General features: G+C 68.4%; 13 protein-coding genes. 11 read left to right on the top strand and 2 right to left on the bottom strand.

From position 1 onward, the window contains the following. Window position 1: 1 nt before the first annotated feature. The gene (xdhB, locus tag PMI14_RS00525; RefSeq protein WP_007847898.1) at window positions 2–2,428 is read right to left on the bottom strand and encodes a xanthine dehydrogenase molybdopterin binding subunit; all 2,427 of its coding nucleotides are present in this window, start codon (window positions 2,426–2,428) and stop codon (window positions 2–4) included. Next, window positions 2,425–4,011 carry a xanthine dehydrogenase small subunit gene (locus tag PMI14_RS00520; protein ID WP_035201811.1) on the bottom strand — a complete coding sequence of 529 codons (1,587 nt, stop codon included), beginning with the start codon at window positions 4,009–4,011 and terminating at the stop codon, window positions 2,425–2,427. Before PMI14_RS00520 ends, xdhB begins: the two co-directional genes overlap by 4 nt. A 193-nt stretch (window positions 4,012–4,204) precedes the next feature. Here PMI14_RS00520 and PMI14_RS00515 point away from each other — a divergent pair, with 193 nt between their 5' ends. The 11 genes from PMI14_RS00515 to PMI14_RS00465 all read left to right on the top strand — a co-directional run bounded on the left by PMI14_RS00515 (window position 4,205) and on the right by PMI14_RS00465 (window position 16,188). Continuing rightward, window positions 4,205–4,900 (top strand): GntR family transcriptional regulator, encoded by a 696-nt coding sequence (locus PMI14_RS00515; RefSeq protein WP_007847887.1) that lies wholly within the window; start codon window positions 4,205–4,207, stop codon window positions 4,898–4,900. Between the two features lie 85 nt (window positions 4,901–4,985). After that, window positions 4,986–5,621: a flavin reductase family protein gene (locus PMI14_RS00510; RefSeq protein WP_007847885.1), complete on the top strand. Its 636-nt coding sequence runs from the start codon at window positions 4,986–4,988 to the stop codon at window positions 5,619–5,621. Window positions 5,622–5,623: 2 nt separating this feature from the next. After that, window positions 5,624–6,094 carry a nucleoside deaminase gene (locus tag PMI14_RS00505; protein ID WP_007847883.1) on the top strand — a complete coding sequence of 157 codons (471 nt, stop codon included), beginning with the start codon at window positions 5,624–5,626 and terminating at the stop codon, window positions 6,092–6,094. 196 nt (window positions 6,095–6,290) lie between these two features. Then, entirely contained in the window at window positions 6,291–7,223 is a 933-nt protein-coding gene (locus PMI14_RS00500) for a LysR family transcriptional regulator (protein WP_081497236.1), read from the top strand. An 80-nt stretch (window positions 7,224–7,303) separates the two neighbouring features. Further along, on the top strand, window positions 7,304–8,896 hold the full coding sequence (locus PMI14_RS00495; protein ID WP_007847879.1) for an ABC transporter ATP-binding protein: 1,593 nt from the start codon (window positions 7,304–7,306) through the stop codon (window positions 8,894–8,896). After that, complete coding sequence (locus PMI14_RS00490) at window positions 8,889–9,962, top strand: ABC transporter permease (protein ID WP_007847875.1); 1,074 nt, start codon at window positions 8,889–8,891, stop codon at window positions 9,960–9,962. The genes PMI14_RS00495 and PMI14_RS00490 overlap by 8 nt, the downstream gene beginning before the upstream one ends. Before the next feature lie 45 nt (window positions 9,963–10,007). Then, window positions 10,008–10,928, top strand: coding sequence for an ABC transporter permease (locus PMI14_RS00485; RefSeq protein WP_007847873.1), 921 nt, complete (start codon window positions 10,008–10,010; stop codon window positions 10,926–10,928). A gap of 182 nt (window positions 10,929–11,110) precedes the next feature. Continuing rightward, complete coding sequence (locus PMI14_RS00480) at window positions 11,111–12,283, top strand: BMP family ABC transporter substrate-binding protein (protein ID WP_007847870.1); 1,173 nt, start codon at window positions 11,111–11,113, stop codon at window positions 12,281–12,283. Between the two features lie 132 nt (window positions 12,284–12,415). Next, entirely contained in the window at window positions 12,416–13,393 is a 978-nt protein-coding gene (locus tag PMI14_RS00475) for an aromatic ring-hydroxylating dioxygenase subunit alpha (RefSeq protein WP_007847867.1), read from the top strand. After that, the gene (locus PMI14_RS00470) at window positions 13,393–14,445 is read left to right on the top strand and encodes an adenosine deaminase (protein ID WP_007847865.1); all 1,053 of its coding nucleotides are present in this window, start codon (window positions 13,393–13,395) and stop codon (window positions 14,443–14,445) included. The genes PMI14_RS00475 and PMI14_RS00470 overlap by 1 nt, the downstream gene beginning before the upstream one ends. A 168-nt stretch (window positions 14,446–14,613) precedes the next feature. Beyond that, window positions 14,614–16,188: a methyl-accepting chemotaxis protein gene (locus PMI14_RS00465; RefSeq protein WP_007847863.1), complete on the top strand. Its 1,575-nt coding sequence runs from the start codon at window positions 14,614–14,616 to the stop codon at window positions 16,186–16,188. Window positions 16,189–16,217: the final 29 nt, after the last annotated feature.

Here is a 16,217-nt window from a genome sequence, read left to right as displayed (position 1 = left end):
CTCAGTCGCTGATTCGGCCCAGCGCGCGCAGCACGTTCTCGGCCGTGGCGGGCGCCGTCAGCCGAACCGGGGCCAGGTGGTCCTCGCCCGCATCACGTGTGGCCGCCACGGCATTGCGCAGCGCCTCGTAGACGCTGATGGCCAGCATGAACGGGGGTTCGCCCACGGCCTTGCTGCCGCCCACGTTGTCCTCGCGGTTGGCCTCGGGCCACAGGTTCACGCGGAAATGCGCGGGGATGTCGCCCGTGGCCGGGATCTTGTAGGTGCTGGGGGCGTGGGTGGCCAGGTAGCCCTTGTCGTTCCACACCAGCTGCTCGGTGGTGAGCCAGCCCATGCCCTGCACGAAGCCGCCCTCGATCTGCCCGATGTCGATGGCCGGGTTGATGCTGTGGCCCACGTCGTGCAGGATGTCCACGGCGATCACGCGGCTCTCGCCGGTGAGGGTGTCGATCACCACCTCGGTGCAGGCCGCACCGTACGAGAAGTAGTAGAACGGCCGGCCCGTGAGGGTGGTCTTGTCGTAGTGGATCTTGGGCGTGCGGTAGAAGCCGTCGCTCCACAGCTGGATGCGGTTGGCGTACGCCTCCTTGACCACGTCGTCGAAGGCGCGAACCTTCTTGGGCGAGATCACCTGCCCGCCCGCGAACTGGATCGCACCCGCGCCGCAGCCATCGAGCCCGCAGACATAGGCCGCCAGGTTGTCGCGCACGTGGCGCGCGGCGAACTGGGCCGCGCGGCCGTTCAGGTCGGTGCCGCTCGAAGCGGCGGTGGCGCTGGCGTTGGGCACCTTGCTGGTGTCGCTGGCCGTGACCAGCACGCGCTGCAGCGGTACGCCCAGCTCGTCGGCCACGATCTGCGCCACCTTGGTGTGCAGGCCCTGGCCCATTTCGGTGCCGCCGTGGTTCACCTGCACGCTGCCGTCGGTGTACACGTGCACCAGCGCGCCGGCCTGGTTGAACAAGGTGGCCGTGAAGCTGATGCCGAACTTGACCGGCGTGATCGCCAGGCCGCGCTTGAGCACGGGATTGGTGGCGTTCCAGGCGGCGATGGCGGCCTGGCGCTCGCGGTAGTTGGCGTCGCGCTCCAGCTGGGGCATGAGCTCGTGCAGGATGTTGTCCTCCACGGTCATCTGGTAGTGGGTGACGTTGCGGCCTTCGCTGGCGTCGCGGCCGTAGAGGTTGCGCAGGCGCACGTCCTGCGCGTCCAGCCCCAGTGCGCGCGCGATGTCGCCCAGGATGGCCTCGATCACGATCACGCCCTGCGGGCCGCCGAAGCCGCGGAACGCGGTGTGGCTCTGGGTATTGGTCTTGCAGCGGTAGGAGGCGATCTCCACGTCGCTCAGGTAGTAGGCGTTGTCGCTGTGGAACACGGCCCGGTCGGCCACGGGGCCCGAGAGGTCGGCCGAGAAGCCGCAGTTGGCCGCCATGTGCAGGTTCAGCCCCGTGATGCGGCCCGTGCCGTCGAAGCCCACGTCGTAGCGGTAGGCAAACGGGTGGCGCTTGCCGGTGACCATGAAGTCCTCGTCCCGGTCCAGGCGCAGCTTGATGGGGCGGCCCAGCTTGTGTGCGGCCACGGCGGCCCACACGGCCAGGTGCCCGGCCTGTGTCTCCTTGCCGCCAAAGCCCCCGCCCATGCGCCGGCACTCCACGCGCACCGCATGGTTGTCGATGCCCAGGGCGTGCGCCACCCAGTGCTGCACCTCGCCGGGGTGCTGGGTGCTCGAATACACCCACCACTGCTTCTGTTCCAGCGGCATGGCGTAGGCAATCTGGCCTTCGAGGTAGAAGTGCTCCTGCCCGCCGACCTCGAAGGTGCCTTCCAGGCGGTGCTCTGAGCCGGCCAGGCCCGCCGCCGCATCGCCGCGGCGCACGAACACCGGGGGCAGCACATAGCTTTCGGCCGCCAGCGCCTCTTCCACCGTGAGCACGGCGGGCAGCGGCGTGATGTCGAGCTTCACGGCGCGCACGGCGCGGCGCGCCTGCATCACCGTGTCGGCCACCACCAGGCCGATGACCTGGCCGATGTGCTGCACCGTGTCCATTGCGAACACCGGCTCGTCGTGCGCGAAGGCGGCCAGCATCTTGTCGCCCGGCACGTCGGCGGCCAGCACCACGCCGCGCACGCCGGGCAGGGCCAGGGCGGCGCTCGCGTCCACACCGTTCAGGCGGCCGTGGGCCACGGTGGAGAGGATGGGCGAGGCGTAGAGCGTGCCCTTGATTTCGGGCTGGTCGTCGATGTAGTGGGCCGCGCCCGCCACCTGGGCGCGCGCGCTTTCATGGATGTGCGAATAGCCCATTGCGCGCAGGGTCGCGGGGGGCGTGGCCGCCAGCGGCGCTGCTACGGGCTGGTCGGCGTGCGCGTCGGCGGCCACCACCACGGGGTCGTCCACTGCATCGCGGCTCAGGGGAAGGGTGTCACGCTGGTTCATACGGCGGCCTCCAGTCGGAAGTTTTCCACGCTCACCGCATCCTGGCCCTGGCTTTCGAGCCAGAAGCGCTGCAGCAGGCTGGCCAGCACGGTGCGGCGGTAGGCGCCGCTGGCGCGCATGTCGGAGATGGGGCTGAACTCGGCCTGCAGGGCGTCGGCGGCCTGCTGCACCGTCTCGGCCGACCAGGGCTGGCCGGTGAGGGCGGCTTCTGTTTGCCGCGCCCGGGCTGGCGTGGCGGCCACGCCGCCCGCACCGATGCTGGCACGGCGCACCACGCCGGCCTCGATGTCGAGGTTGACGACCAGGCACACGGCCGATATGTCGTCGTCGAAGCGCTTGGAGATCTTGTAGGCACGCAGGAAGTTGGCCCCCACGCTCGGCACTGGCGTGTCCTCGCTGCCCCCCAAGGGGGCGCTCGCCGCCTTGGGGCGGCCCGGCGGCGGATCGGCTTCGGTGACCGCAGGGCGTGGCACCACGATGCGCACCAGCAGTTCGTCCGGCGCCATCACGTTCTGGCGGTAGCCGGTGTACAGGTCTTCGAGCGCCAGCGTGCGCTCGCCGCGCGTGCTGGCGAGCACGATCTGCGCGCGCAGCGCGATCAACAGCGGCATGGAGTCGCCGATGGGCGAACCATTGGCCACGTTGCCGCCCAGCGTGCCCGAGTTGCGCACCGGCAGGCCCGCGAAGCGCGTGGCAAAGCTGTGCAGCTGCGGCCACTGGCGCACGAGCGCGGCAAACGCATCGGTCAGCGACACGGCGGCGCCGATGGTGATCTGGTGCGCGTCTTCACCGAGCTGCAGCAGCTCGGCCGCGCGCGTCACGTCCAGGATCTGTGCGTACTGCTTGTGCATCTTGGTGACCCACAGCCCCACGTCGGTGCAGCCGGCCACCACCTGGGCGCCGGGGTGCGCGGCGCGTGCGGCCAGCAGGGCGGGCAGGGTGGTCGGGGCCAGGTAGGCCGTGCCGTCCGCTGCCAGGGACTGCAGCTGTGCCAGCTGGCGCAGCAACTGGGCTTCGTCCACGGCCACGGGGGGCAGGGCGGCCATCTGCTGGGCCGCGTCGAGGATAGGGCGGTAGCCCGTGCAGCGGCACAGGTTGCCCGAGAGTTCTTCCTGCGCGAGTTCGCGCGTGATGGGCTGGCCGTGGCACACGTGGTTCTGGTACATGCCGAACAGGCTCATCACGAAGCCCGGCGTGCAAAAGCCGCACTGCGAGCCGTGGCACTGCACCATGGCTTCCTGCGCGGGGTGCAGGGTGATGGCTTTCTCTGCCGACGGGGCCGGGCCGGCGGGGCGGATCAGCGGGTCTTCGGCCAGGTCTTCCACCGTCCACAGCGCCATGCCGTCGACCGAGTGGGCCAGGCGGATGCAGCTGTTCACGGCGCTGTAGTGCAGCTTGCCGTCGCGCTCCTCGCCCAGCACCACCGTGCAGGCACCGCAGTCGCCCTCGCCGCAGCCCTCCTTGGTGCCCGTGCAGCCCAGGTCCTCGCGCAGCACTTCGAGCAGCGTGCGGTCGGGCGGTACGTCGTGCAGCGCCGCGGTCTGGCCGCGGCGGATGAAGCGGAGAGGTCGGTGGGTCATCATCATCGTCATGCGTGGGGTGCTCGAAACGGGCCAATGGGTCAAAACCAGAGCGTATGCGCGCCTGCGAGGGAACGCATATGCGAGAGCGTATAACGGGGATGCCTGCCGCGCTATGGGGCGGCTCGGCTCGGCGCCTGCTGGATACACTGCCGCTGCACCATTGTTCACCGTTTTGTCCCGCCTGCAACCGTCCATGCCTGCCGCCACGCCACCCCGCAAATCCGCCGCTGCAAAGGCCGTGCCCGCCGCCACCCTGGACCAGCCGGTGTACGAGGCCGTGCTCGACGCCGTCATGCACGGCCGGCTGCGCCCCGGCGAACGCCTGGGCGAGCCCGCGCTGTGCGAGCGCTTCGGCGTGAGCCGCACGGTGGTGCGCCAGGCCCTGCACCGGCTGGCCGAGTTGCGCATCCTGGACATCGTGCCCAACAAGGGGGCCACGGTGGCCCGCCCCGGCCCCAGGGAGACGCGCGACATCTTCGCCGCGCGCCGCGTGGTCGAGGCCGGCATCGTGCGCATGGTGGCCGCGCGCATCACGCACGGCGAGGTGCAGCGCCTCACGCAGCGCATGCGCGCCGAGCACGAGGCCCTGCACCAGCAGGACCATGCGCGCTGGGTGGCGCTGGCGGGGGGCTTCCACCTGGCGCTGGCGGAGCTCTCGGGCAATGCAGAGCTGCAGCGCATCCTGACCGAACTCATGACGCGCTGCTCGCTGATCGTCGCGCTGTACGAGGCGCCCGGCGAGTCCACCTGCGAGCACGAGGAGCACGAACAGCTGGTCGAGTGGCTGGCCCTGCGCGATGGCGACGCGGCGGCCGCTGCCATGGACCGCCATCTGCTCGCGCTGGAGGCCCGGCTGCGCCTGCCGGACGAAGGTAGGCCGCTGGGTTGAAAAATCGTATACGTTTATTCTGTGAAATGGAATTTATCTTTTAATCAGGATAAAATTTCGTATACGATTTGTTTTATAAAAGGCCATGGACATCGATTTCTCGCAGCTGGACGCCTACCAGCGCTACAAGCTCATGGCCAGCCTGATCGTGCCGCGCCCCATCGCGCTGATCACCACGCTGGGCGAAGACGGCACTGTCAACGCGGCGCCGTTCAGCATGTTCAACATGCTCGGCGAGGACCCGCCGGTGGTCATGGTCAGCATCAACCGCCTGAAGGACGGCCTGCTCAAGGACACGGCGGCCAACATCCTGCGCACTGGCGAGTTCGTGGTGCACATCACCGACGAAGCCATGGCCGCGCAGATGCATGCCTGCGGCGACAGCCTGCCGCCCGATGAAAGCGAGCTGGCGCACGCCGGCCTCACGCCTGTGCCCTCGCGCAGCGTGGCGCCGCCGCGCATCGCCGAAGCCCCCGTGGCCTTCGAGTGCGTGCTGCACGAAACCCTGGAGACCGCGAGCCGCTACGTCTTCATCGGCCGCGTGCAGTGGCTCGGCGTGCGCGATGGCCTGGTGGACACCGAACGCTGGCGCGTGCGCCTGCAGGACTTCCACCCCGTGGGGCGCTTCGGCGCGAGCTTCTACGTGAAGACCGGCGAGCGCTTCGCCATCGGTGCGGACACGCCTGCGCAGGCACGCAGCACCGCCATCGACGAGATATGACCATGGCCGCTGCGACGTTCAGCGAGCAGGACCACGCCGCGATGCGCCTGGCCATCGCGGCCTCGCGCCAGGCGCTGGCTGCGGGCGACAACCCCTTCGGCGCCACGCTGGCCTCGCCCGCTGGCGAGGTGCTGTTCACCGCACGCAACCACGAGAACACCACCCGCGACTGCACCGGCCATGCGGAGCTGGTGCTGGTGCGCGATGCCTCGGCCGCGCTCGGCCCCGAGGCCCTGCGCGGTGCCACCGTCTTCGCCAGTGGCGAGCCCTGCGCCATGTGCGCGGGCGCCATGTTCTGGGCCGGCATTGCGCGCGTGGTGTATGCCGCGAGCCAGCAGGACATCGCGCAGGCGCTGGGCGGGCCGCAACTGGCCACGCCGTGTGTTGAACTGCTGGCGCAGGCGCGCCCACCCGTGGCCGTGCAACACGGCCTGCTGCGCGACGAGGCCGCGGCCGCATTGCGCGGGGCCTGACTGCGCTGCAGGGGCGGGGCCTGCGGCCCTGCACAGGGATTTCCAGGGGCACGGCGCAGTGGGTGTGCGGTGTACAGTGCGCCGACACTTTTTTCCCCACCCCACAACGCCCCCACTGCCCACACCGTGCAGCGCAACGCATCCATCGCGCAGAGCGGCATACGTGATGGCGTATGACAAGAATGCAGGCCCCTGTATGCGAGACCACGCCCTTTTCGACAAGATAGACCTCCATCTCATAAGGGTCTTGCACACCGTGTTGACTGAACGCAGCGTATCGAGGGCAGCCATCCGCCTGGGCATGCACCAGCCGGCGGTGTCGGCCGCGCTCAAGCGGCTGCGCGACCTGGCGGGCGATCCGCTCTTGGTGCGCTCGGGCGCCAGCATGATGCCCACCGACGCGGCACTGCGCATGGTGGAGCCCGCGGGCGCCATCCTGCGCTCGGCCGAGGCCCTGTTCTCCGATGCCCGGGGCTTCGATCCGCGCACGGCCACCCGCACCTTCCGCGTGGCCGCCAGCGACTACCTGGACCCGCTGTTCCTGCCCCAGCTCGTGGCGCGCATCAAGGTCGAGGCCCCGCTGTGCCCGATCGAGATCCTGCCCCTGTCGGGCGACACGCACTACCACGCCCACTTGGCACAGGGCGATGTGGACGTGGTCATCGGCAACTGGCCGCAGCCCCCGGACGACCTGCACATGGGCCGCCTGTTCGGCGACGAGGTGGTGTGCCTCGTGAACCGCGACCATCCCGCGGTGCGCCGCGGCTGGGACGCCGAGAGCTGGCTGGCGGCCGAACACATCGCCCCCACGCCCACCCACCCTGGCGCCCGCGGCGTGATCGACCTGCACCTCGATGGCCTGGGCCTGGCGCGCAACATCACCGCGCGCTGCGCGCATTTCAGCGCCATCCCCCCCATCGTGGCATCGAGCTTGCTTGTGATGACCACCGGGCGCCAGTTCTGCGAGCGCTATGTGGACCACCTGCCGCTGGCCATCCTGCCGAGCCCCGTGGAGTTTCCGCGCCTCATGTACTACCAGCTGTGGCATGCCCGCACACACCACTCGGCGGCCGCCGTGTGGCTGCGCGAATGCGTGAAAGGCGTGGCTGCATCGCTACGAAAAGAATAGCTTTGCGATCATGCTGATCAAGCGATGGCAGGCAGTTTTATCCCTATAACGACCCACCAAACTGAGAGACAATCCACCGCATGAGTTCACCACCTCTTTCCAATGCCCCGGGCTTGGCGCCCCGGCTGCAGCTCACAGGCATCACCAAGCGCTATCCCGCCGTGGTGGCCAACAGCGGTGTCTCGCTCACGGTGCAGCCGGGCGAGATCCATGCCGTTCTGGGCGAGAACGGCGCGGGCAAGTCCACGCTGATGAAGATCATCTACGGCTCGGTCAAGCCCGACGAGGGCAGCGTGCACTTCAACGGCCAGGCCGTGCAGGTGCGCAATCCGCAGGAGGCGCGGGCCCTGGGCATCGCCATGGTGTTCCAGCACTTCAGCCTGTTCGACACCCTCACCGTGGCCGAGAACGTCTGGCTGGGCCTGGACAAGAGCCAGGACCTGGCCGAGGTCACGCAGCGCATCACCGCCAAGGCCGCCGAGTACGGCCTCGACATCGACCCGCTGCGCCCGGTGCACACGCTGAGCGTGGGCGAGATGCAGCGCGTGGAGATCATCCGTGCGCTGCTCACCAACCCCAAGGTGCTGATCCTCGATGAGCCCACCTCGGTGCTCACCCCCCAGGCGGTGGAAAAGCTCTTCGTGGTGCTGCGCAAGCTCGCCTCCGAAGGCTGCAGCATCCTCTACATCAGCCACAAGCTGCATGAGATCCGTGCGCTGTGCACCGCCTGCACCGTGCTGCGCGGCGGCAAGGTCACGGGCGTGTGCAACCCGGCCGAGGAATCGAATGCCTCGCTCTCGCGCCTGATGATCGGCGCCGAGCCGCCAGCGCTCGAGCACCGCGAGGTGCAGACCGGCGCCACGGTACTCAACGTGCAGGGCCTTTCGCTGCCGCGCGCCGACCAGTTCGGCGTGGACCTTGTGGACCTGTCCTTCGAGGTCAGGGCCGGCGAGGTGGTCGGCATCGCCGGCGTCTCGGGCAACGGGCAAAAGGAACTGCTCTACGCCCTGTCGGGCGAAGACCAGCGGGCCACGCCTGCCAGCATCCAGGTGGCGGGGCAGAACGCGGGCCGCATGGGCCCCGCCCGCCGCCGCGCCCTGGGGCTGCATTTCGTGCCCGAGGAGCGCCTGGGCCGCGGTGCCGTGCCCACCATGGGCCTGGCGCACAACCTGCTGCTCACGCGCACCAACTCGGTGGCGGGCAGCGGCTGGATCAAGGTGGGGGCGCTCGAAGCCCATGCGCGCGCCATCATCGAGCGCTTCCAAGTCAAGGCCGGTGGGCCGCACTCGGCAGCCAAGTCGCTGTCAGGCGGCAACCTGCAGAAATTCATCGTGGGCCGCGAGATCGATGCCAAGCCGCGGCTGCTCATCGTCTCGCAACCCACCTGGGGCGTGGACGTGGGCGCGGCCGCGCAGATCCGCGGTGCCATCCTGGCGCTGCGCGATGCGGGCTGTGCCGTGCTGGTGGTCAGTGAGGAGCTGGACGAGTTGTTCGAGATCTGCGACCGCCTGCATGTCGTGGCCAAGGGCCACCTGTCGCCCTCGGTGCCGCGCGCCGAGGCCACCGTGGAGCGCATCGGCGAATGGATGAGCGGGCTGTGGCATGCCGACGTGCAGTCCCACCTGGGACACGCAGGACGGGCTTCGGCCGTGGGAGGACTGCAGCATGCTTAAACTGGAACCGCGTCCCCAGTCCTCGCGGCTGTGGACCTTCGGCTCGCCATTGCTGGCGCTGGCCTTCACCGTGCTGATCGGGGTCATCCTCTTCGCCGCCCTGGGCAAGGACCCCGTGCGTGCGCTGCAGATCTTCTTCTGGGAGCCGATCAAGACGCCGTACGCCATCGGCGAACTCATGGTCAAGGCCACGCCGCTCTTGCTCATCGCCCTGGGCCTGGCCGTGTGCTTTCGCTCCAATGTCTGGAACATCGGCGCCGAGGGGCAATTCGTCATCGGCGCCGTGGTGGCTGGCGGTGTGGCGCTGCTGGCCGACAAGACCACCGGCCCGTGGATCGTGCCGGCCATCCTCGTGGCCGGCGTGCTCGGCGGCATGGCCTGGGCGGGGCTCACCGCGCTCTTGCGCGACAAGTTCAACGCCAGCGAGATCCTGGTCAGCCTGATGCTGGTCTACGTGGCCACGCTGGTGCTGGGCTACCTGGTGTACGGCCCGTGGAAGGACCCCATGGGCTACAACTTCCCGCAGACCAAGACCTTCGAGCGCGTGACGCAGATCCCGCGCCTGATGCAGGGCTCGCGCGTGTCCATCGGCCTGCTGCTGGCCCTGGCCGGCGCGGCCGCGCTGTGGGTCTTCCTGTTCCGCACGCGGGCCGGCTTTGCCCAGCAGGTGGGCGGCCTGGCACCGGCAGCGGCGCGCTATGCCGGCTTTTCGTCGCGCCGTGCGCTGTGGGTGGCGCTGCTGGTCTCCGGCGGGGCCGCAGGCCTGGCCGGTGCGCTCGAAGTGGCCGGCCCCATCGGCCAGCTCACGCCGTACGTGCCGGCGGGCTATGGCTTCGCGGCCATCATCGTCGCCTTCGTGGGGCGGCTGCACCCGGTGGGCATGGTGCTCTCGGCCATCCTGATGAGCATGTTCTACATCGGCGGCGAGCTGGCGCAGTCGCGCCTGGGCCTGCCCAAATCGCTCACCGGCGTGTTCCAGGGCCTGCTGCTGTTCACGCTGCTGGCCTGCGACACGCTGATCGCCTACCGCGTGCGCTGGGTGGGCCACCAGGGGGTGAAGGCATGAACCGCACACCTCGTATCCACCACATTTTCGGGCAGGGGGCTTGATATGGAATCCTATGCACTGCTCATAGGTGCCACGCTGAGTGCGGGCACCGTCCTGGCCATCGCGGCCCTGGGCCTGCTGATCAACGAGAAGGCCGGCATCGTCAACCTCGGTGCCGAGGGCATGATGCTGTGCGCCGCCATCGCCGGTTTCGCCACCGTGGTGCACACAGGCAACAGCTGGCTGGGCTTCGCGGCCGGCATGGCCGCCGGTGCCGTGCTGGCCGCCATCTTCGGCGTGCTGGTGATCTGGCTCAACACCAACCAGTACGCCACGGGCCTGGCACTGAGCCTGTTCGGCGTGGGCTTCTCGGCCTTCCTGGGCATCAGCTACGTGCAGGCCAAGCTGCCCGAGATGCCCAAGTACGCCATCCCCGGCCTGTCCGAGGTGCCGCTGCTCGGGCCCGCGCTGTTCCAGCAGCACCCGGTGGTCTACCTGACCATGCTGCTGGTGGCCGCGCTGATCTGGTTCCTGTACCGCTCGCGCGCCGGCCTCGTGCTGCGTTCGGTGGGCGAATCGCCCGAGTCGGCCCATGCGCTGGGCTACCCGGTGCGCCGCATCCGCCTGACGGCCGTGGTGGCCGGCGGCGCACTGTGCGGCCTGTCGGGGGCCTACATCTCCACCGTCTACACGCCGCTGTGGGTCGAGGGCATGGTGGCCGGCCGCGGCTGGATCGCGCTGGCGCTGACCACCTTCGCCACCTGGCGCCCGGCGCGCGTGCTGCTTGGCGCCTACCTGTTCGGCGGCGTGACCATGCTGCAGTTCCACCTGCAGGCCACGGGCGTGCAGGTGGCCAGCCAGCTGCTGAGCATGCTGCCCTACGTGGCCACCATCGTGGTGCTGGCCCTGATCTCGCGCAACCCGGCGTGGATCCGCATCAACATGCCCGCCTCGCTGGGCAAACCTTTCTACCCTGGTTCGTGAAGATGGGCGGATGCCTTCTCGTGGCGCACGGCCTCGGCTTGGATCTTGCATCCTGCCGGGTGCCAAGGCCTTGCCGGTCGCATCTCCCCCAAAAACCTTTGGTTACCGCCCGGTAGATCGCCCCATAATCACCGTTTTCGTCCCCAACCTTGCAAACTCCTTCTTTCTTATAAGGAACCGACATGACTGATCTGCAGAAACGCTCCATGCTCAAGATGGCTGCGCTGACCGCCGTTGCGGCCGCCGCGCTGGCGGGCTGTGGCAAGAAGGAAGAGCCGGCACCGGCGCCTGCTGCCGCACCGGCCCCCGCGCCAGTGGCATCGGCCCCCGCGCCCAAGCCTGAGCCGCTGAAGATCGCGTTCGCCTATGTCGGCCCCGTGGGCGACGGCGGCTGGTCGTTCGCCCACGACAACGGCCGCAAGGCCATCGAGAAGGAATTCGGCGACAAGGTCGTCACCAGCTTCGTCGAGAGCGTGCCCGAATCGGCCGATGCCGAGCGCGTGCTGCGCGACCTGGCCGGCCAGGGCAACAAGCTGATCTTCGGCACCACCTTCGGCTACATGGAGTCGATCCAGAAGATCGCCCCCGACTTCAAGGACGTGAAGTTCGAGCACGCCACCGGCTACAAGACCGCCGACAACGTGCGCACCTACGACAGCCGCACCTATGAAGGCGCCTACATGGCCGGCGTGATCGCCGGTGCGATGACCAAGAGCAACACCCTGGGCGTGGTGGGCTCGGTGCCGATCCCTGAAGTGATCCGCAACATCAACAGCTTCACGCTGGGTGCGCAATCGGTCAACCCCAAGATCAAGACCAAGGTGGTCTGGGTCAACGAATGGTTCAGCCCACCCAAGGAAACCGAAGCCGCCACCTCGCTGATCAACGGCGGCGCCGACGTGCTGTTCCAGAACACCGACTCGCCCGCCGTGCTCAAGACCGCCCAGGAAAAGGGCAAGCGTGCCTTTGGCTGGGACAGTGACATGACCGCCTACGGCCCCAAGGCCCACCTGGCATCGGCCGTGATCAACTGGGGCCCGTACTACATCAAGGCCACCAAGGACGCACTGGAAGGCCAGTGGGCCACGGGCCAGAGCTGGTGGGGCGTGAAGGAAGGCGCGATCGACATCGTCTCCATCGCCGAAGACGTGCCTGCCGACACCAAGGCCAAGGTCGAAGCGGTCAAGAAGGGCCTGGCCGACGGCAGCTTCCAGATCTGGAAGGGCCCGATCGTGGGCCAGGACGGCAAGGAAGTGGTCGCCAAGGACGCCGTCGCCGACGACAAGTTCCTGAGCGGCGTGAACTTCTACGTCAAGGGCGTGGAAGGCAAGATCCCCGGCGGCGACAAGAAGTAAGCCGCCATTGATCGGGCCACAACGGCCCGGTCCACGAAAGGGAACGTGCGCAGCACGTTCCCTTTTTCGTTGGGGCCGTACAGAATGTCCACAGGGCTGCGCGCCGGGCCCCGAACAACAAGAACCATTCCCATGATCGAAACCACCCTCTGGCACCCGGTGGCCCTGGCGCACGCGGTACAGCAGGCGCCCCTGGCCGTGCAACTGCTGCAGCACGCCCTCGTGCTCTGGCGTGATGGTGCCGGCCAGGTGCAGGCCTTCACGGACCGCTGCCCGCACCGGGGGGCGCGCCTGTCCCTGGGCCGGGTGCACGGCGGCCGCATCGAGTGCCCCTACCATGGCTGGCAGTTTGCAGCCAGCGGGCAGTGTGAGCATGTCCCGGCGCTGCCGCAGTTCACGCCGCCCGCCACGCACTGCGCTCTGCGCCATGGCGTGGTGGAGGCCTACGGCCTCATCTGGGTGCGCATAGTTGCGGGCGATGCCGCGCTGCCCGCCTTCGAGGCCGAGGGCGACGAGCGCCTGCGCAAGCTCGATTGCGGCCCCTACGACGTGGCGACCAGCGCCCCGCGCATCGTCGAGAACTTCCTGGACATGGCGCACTTCGGTTTCGTGCACGACGGCTGGCTCGGCACGCGCGAGGCCACGGCCATCGACGACTACCGTGTCGAGCCCACGCCCACGGGCCTGCGTGCCACGGGCTGCAAGGCCTGGCAGCCGCAGTCCAACCTGCACTCGACGCTGCCGGCCCAGGTCGAGTACACCTACGAGGTGACCGGCCCCTACACGGCGGTGCTGACCAAGGTGCCCGAGGCCGGCACCACGGCCGTGGCCGGCTGGCGCGAGTCCATCGCGCTGTTCGTGTGCCCGCTCACGCCGGAGACCAGCCGCGTGTGGTTCCGCCTGGCCGTGGCCGACTTCGAATCGCCCGACGAGAGGCTGCAGGCCTTCCAGCACACCATCTTCACCCAGGACCAGCCCGTGCTGGAGTCCCAGACACCGCAACGCCTGCCGCTGGACCTGCGCGCAGAGTTGCATACCGCCGCCGACAAGGCATCATCCGCCTACCGCCGCTACCTGCGCGCCAGCGGCATCACCTTTGGAGTTTGCTGATGTTCAAAGTCCCCCCCATCCCCGCCGCGCGCATCCCCGAGCTGCTGCGCGCCATGCCCAAAGCCGAGCTGCACATCCACATCGAGGGATCGCTGGAGCCCGAGCTGATCTTCGCGCTGGCGCAGCGCAACGGCCTGTCGCTGCCCTATGCCGATGTGGAGGCGCTGCGCAGCGCCTACGCCTTCACCAACCTGCAGAGCTTCCTCGACATCTACTACGCGGGCGCCAGCGTGCTGCTGCACGAGCAGGATTTCTACGACATGGCGCGCGCCTACCTGGTGCGCGCCGCGGCCGACAACGTGCTGCACGCCGAGCTGTTCTTCGACCCCCAGACCCACACCGAGCGCGGCGTGGCGATGGAAACGGTGGTCAACGGCCTGCACCGCGCCTGCGTGGACGCGAAGGCCGACCTGGGTATCAGCGCCACGCTGATCCTGTGCTTCCTGCGCCACCTGAGCGAGGAGTCGGCTTTCGAGACGCTGGAACAGGCCCAGCCGTTTCTCGACAAGATCGTCGGCGTGGGTCTCGACAGCAGCGAGGTCGGCAACCCGCCCGAGAAGTTCGCGCGCGTGTTCGCGCGCTGCCGCGAGCTGGGCCTGCATCTCGTGGCCCACGCGGGCGAGGAGGGGCCGCCGGCCTATATCTGGAGCGCGCTCGACGTGCTCAAGGTCGAGCGCATCGACCATGGCGTGCAGGCCGTGCACGACGCCGCGCTGATGCAGCGCCTGGCGCAGGACCGCATTGCGCTCACCGTGTGCCCGCTGTCCAACCAGAAGCTGTGCGTGTTCCCCAACCTGGCCGACCACAACCTGGCGAAACTGCTCGACGCGGGCCTGGCCGCGACCGTCAACTCGGACGACCCGGCCTACTTCGGCGGCTACATCAACGACAACTTCACCGAGGTGTTCGCCGCCACGGGCATGACGGTGCGCCATGCCTACCAGCTGGCGTTCAACAGCTTCGAAGCCAGCTTTGCGGGCAATGCCGACAAGCGGGTGTGGGAGCACAAGCTCAAGGAGCGCTTCGAGCGCTTCATGGAGCACGACTACTGATCCGGGGCGCTCGCACCAGAGGAGTGCAAAAATTCAGGGTAAACCCTATAATTCAATTTTCTGTAAGCATTTGTTGGCTCCCATGAGGTGCTGGCACTGCTGAATGCGGCCCCTGGGGGCCGCATTTTTTTGCGCAACCCACGCCCCTTCCTGGCCGGAGCCTTCCCCATGTTTCTCAATCAGCTGTCCATCGGCAAGCGCCTGACCCTGGTGCTCGGTGTGATCCTTGCCCTGTTCCTGCTCAGTTCCATCGTGGCCGTGGTCCGCCTGGGCCAGCTCGGTACCGAGATCGACACCATGGTCAACGACAACATCAAGGTCGAGCGTGCCGGAGCCGACTGGCTGCGCCACACCACTTCGGGTGTGCAGCGGGCCGCCGCCATCGCCAAGAGCAGCGACGCCTCGCTGATCCCCTACTTCGCGCCCGCCACGGCCACCTCCATCAGCGAAACCAACGAACTGCAGAAGTTCATTGAATCGAAGATGGACACGTCCGCTGAAAAGGAACTGTTCACCAAGGTCGGTGAACTGCGCAAGGCCTACTTGGCCGCCCGCGAAGAGGTGAGCAAGTTCAAGCAGGCCGGCGATGCCGAGAACGCCAGCAAGGTGTTCAGCGAGCGCTTCGAGCCCACCTCGCGTGACTACCTGGCCGGGGTGCAGCAACTGGTCAGTGCCCAGCGCTCCGATCTGGATGCCGCCGGCAAGCGCGCCGAGGAACTGCGTTCCCAGACCACCGTGCTGCTGTACGTGTGCACGGCCATCTCCCTGGTGCTCGGGGCCCTGCTGGCCTGGCTGCTGGCCACCAGCATCACGCGCCCGCTGCGCAAGGCGGAAGCGATCGCCGAGTCCATCGCCAACATGGACCTGACCGGTGCCCCCCAGGCCAGCTACGCCAATGACGAGACCGGCCACCTGCTGCGCTCGCTCGATGTCATGCGCAGCGCGCTGCACGGCTCGCTGCAGCAGGTGCGCGGCGTGGTGGACAGCATCTCCACCGCCAGCGCGCAGATCGCCATCGGCAACCAGGACCTGAGCGCGCGCACCGAACAGACAGCCGCCAACCTGGAAGAGACGGCAAGCTCCATGGAAGAGCTCACCAGCACCGTGCGCCAGAGCGCCGACTCGGCCGTGCAGGCCAACCAGATGGCCGCGTCGGCCGCCCAGGTGGCGCAGCGCGGCGGCGAGGTCGTGGCCCAGGTGGTGAGCACCATGGACGCGATCAACGCCAGCAGCAAGAAGATCAGCGACATCATTGGCACCATCGACGGCATCGCCTTTCAGACCAACATCCTGGCGCTCAACGCCGCCGTGGAGGCGGCGCGTGCCGGCGAGCAGGGCCGGGGCTTTGCCGTGGTGGCCAGCGAAGTGCGCAGCCTGGCGCAGCGCAGCGCCGAGGCCGCCAAGGAGATCAAGACCCTGATCGGCCAGTCGGTCGAGAAGGTGGAATCGGGCGCTGCGCTGGTGCAGAACGCCGGCAGCACCATGGACGAGATCGTGGGGTCCGTGCGCCGCGTGACCGACATCATCGGCGAGATCAGCGCCGCGGCATCGGAGCAGAGCCAGGGCATCAGCCAGGTGAACGTGGCCGTCAGCCAGCTCGACCAGATGACGCAGCAGAACGCTGCGCTGGTGGAGGAATCCACGGCTGCGGCCGAGAGCCTCAAGGACCAGGCCGCGCGCCTGTCGGACGTGGTCGGCGCCTTCCGGCTGGGCACACCCTCGGGCGCATTGCGCCTGCATTGAGCGCCAAAAGCGCGCAACTGGTTACAATA

The organism is Acidovorax sp. CF316 (genome assembly GCF_000276605.1).
Taxonomy (GTDB): domain Bacteria; phylum Pseudomonadota; class Gammaproteobacteria; order Burkholderiales; family Burkholderiaceae_C; genus Acidovorax.
The sequence above is the reverse complement of the archived record's forward strand: the minus strand, read 5'-3'. Positions and strand labels throughout refer to the sequence as shown.

Bases quoted from the DNA above. Each gene is read 5' to 3' on its own strand.
- PMI14_RS00515 (WP_007847887.1), top strand. From the start codon at position 4,205: ATGCCTGCCGCCACGCCACCCCGCAAATCCGCCGCTGCAAAGGCCGTG.
- PMI14_RS00495 (WP_007847879.1), top strand. From the start codon at position 7,304: ATGAGTTCACCACCTCTTTCCAATGCCCCGGGCTTGGCGCCCCGGCTG.
- PMI14_RS00490 (WP_007847875.1), top strand. From the start codon at position 8,889: ATGCTTAAACTGGAACCGCGTCCCCAGTCCTCGCGGCTGTGGACCTTC.
- PMI14_RS00505 (WP_007847883.1), top strand. From the start codon at position 5,624: ATGGCCGCTGCGACGTTCAGCGAGCAGGACCACGCCGCGATGCGCCTG.
- PMI14_RS00465 (WP_007847863.1), top strand. From the start codon at position 14,614: ATGTTTCTCAATCAGCTGTCCATCGGCAAGCGCCTGACCCTGGTGCTC.
- xdhB (WP_007847898.1), bottom strand. From the start codon at position 2,428: ATGAACCAGCGTGACACCCTTCCCCTGAGCCGCGATGCAGTGGACGAC.
- PMI14_RS00485 (WP_007847873.1), top strand. From the start codon at position 10,008: ATGGAATCCTATGCACTGCTCATAGGTGCCACGCTGAGTGCGGGCACC.
- PMI14_RS00475 (WP_007847867.1), top strand. From the start codon at position 12,416: ATGATCGAAACCACCCTCTGGCACCCGGTGGCCCTGGCGCACGCGGTA.
- PMI14_RS00510 (WP_007847885.1), top strand. From the start codon at position 4,986: ATGGACATCGATTTCTCGCAGCTGGACGCCTACCAGCGCTACAAGCTC.
- PMI14_RS00480 (WP_007847870.1), top strand. From the start codon at position 11,111: ATGACTGATCTGCAGAAACGCTCCATGCTCAAGATGGCTGCGCTGACC.
- PMI14_RS00470 (WP_007847865.1), top strand. From the start codon at position 13,393: ATGTTCAAAGTCCCCCCCATCCCCGCCGCGCGCATCCCCGAGCTGCTG.
- PMI14_RS00500 (WP_081497236.1), top strand. From the start codon at position 6,291: ATGCGAGACCACGCCCTTTTCGACAAGATAGACCTCCATCTCATAAGG.
- PMI14_RS00520 (WP_035201811.1), bottom strand. From the start codon at position 4,011: ATGATGACCCACCGACCTCTCCGCTTCATCCGCCGCGGCCAGACCGCG.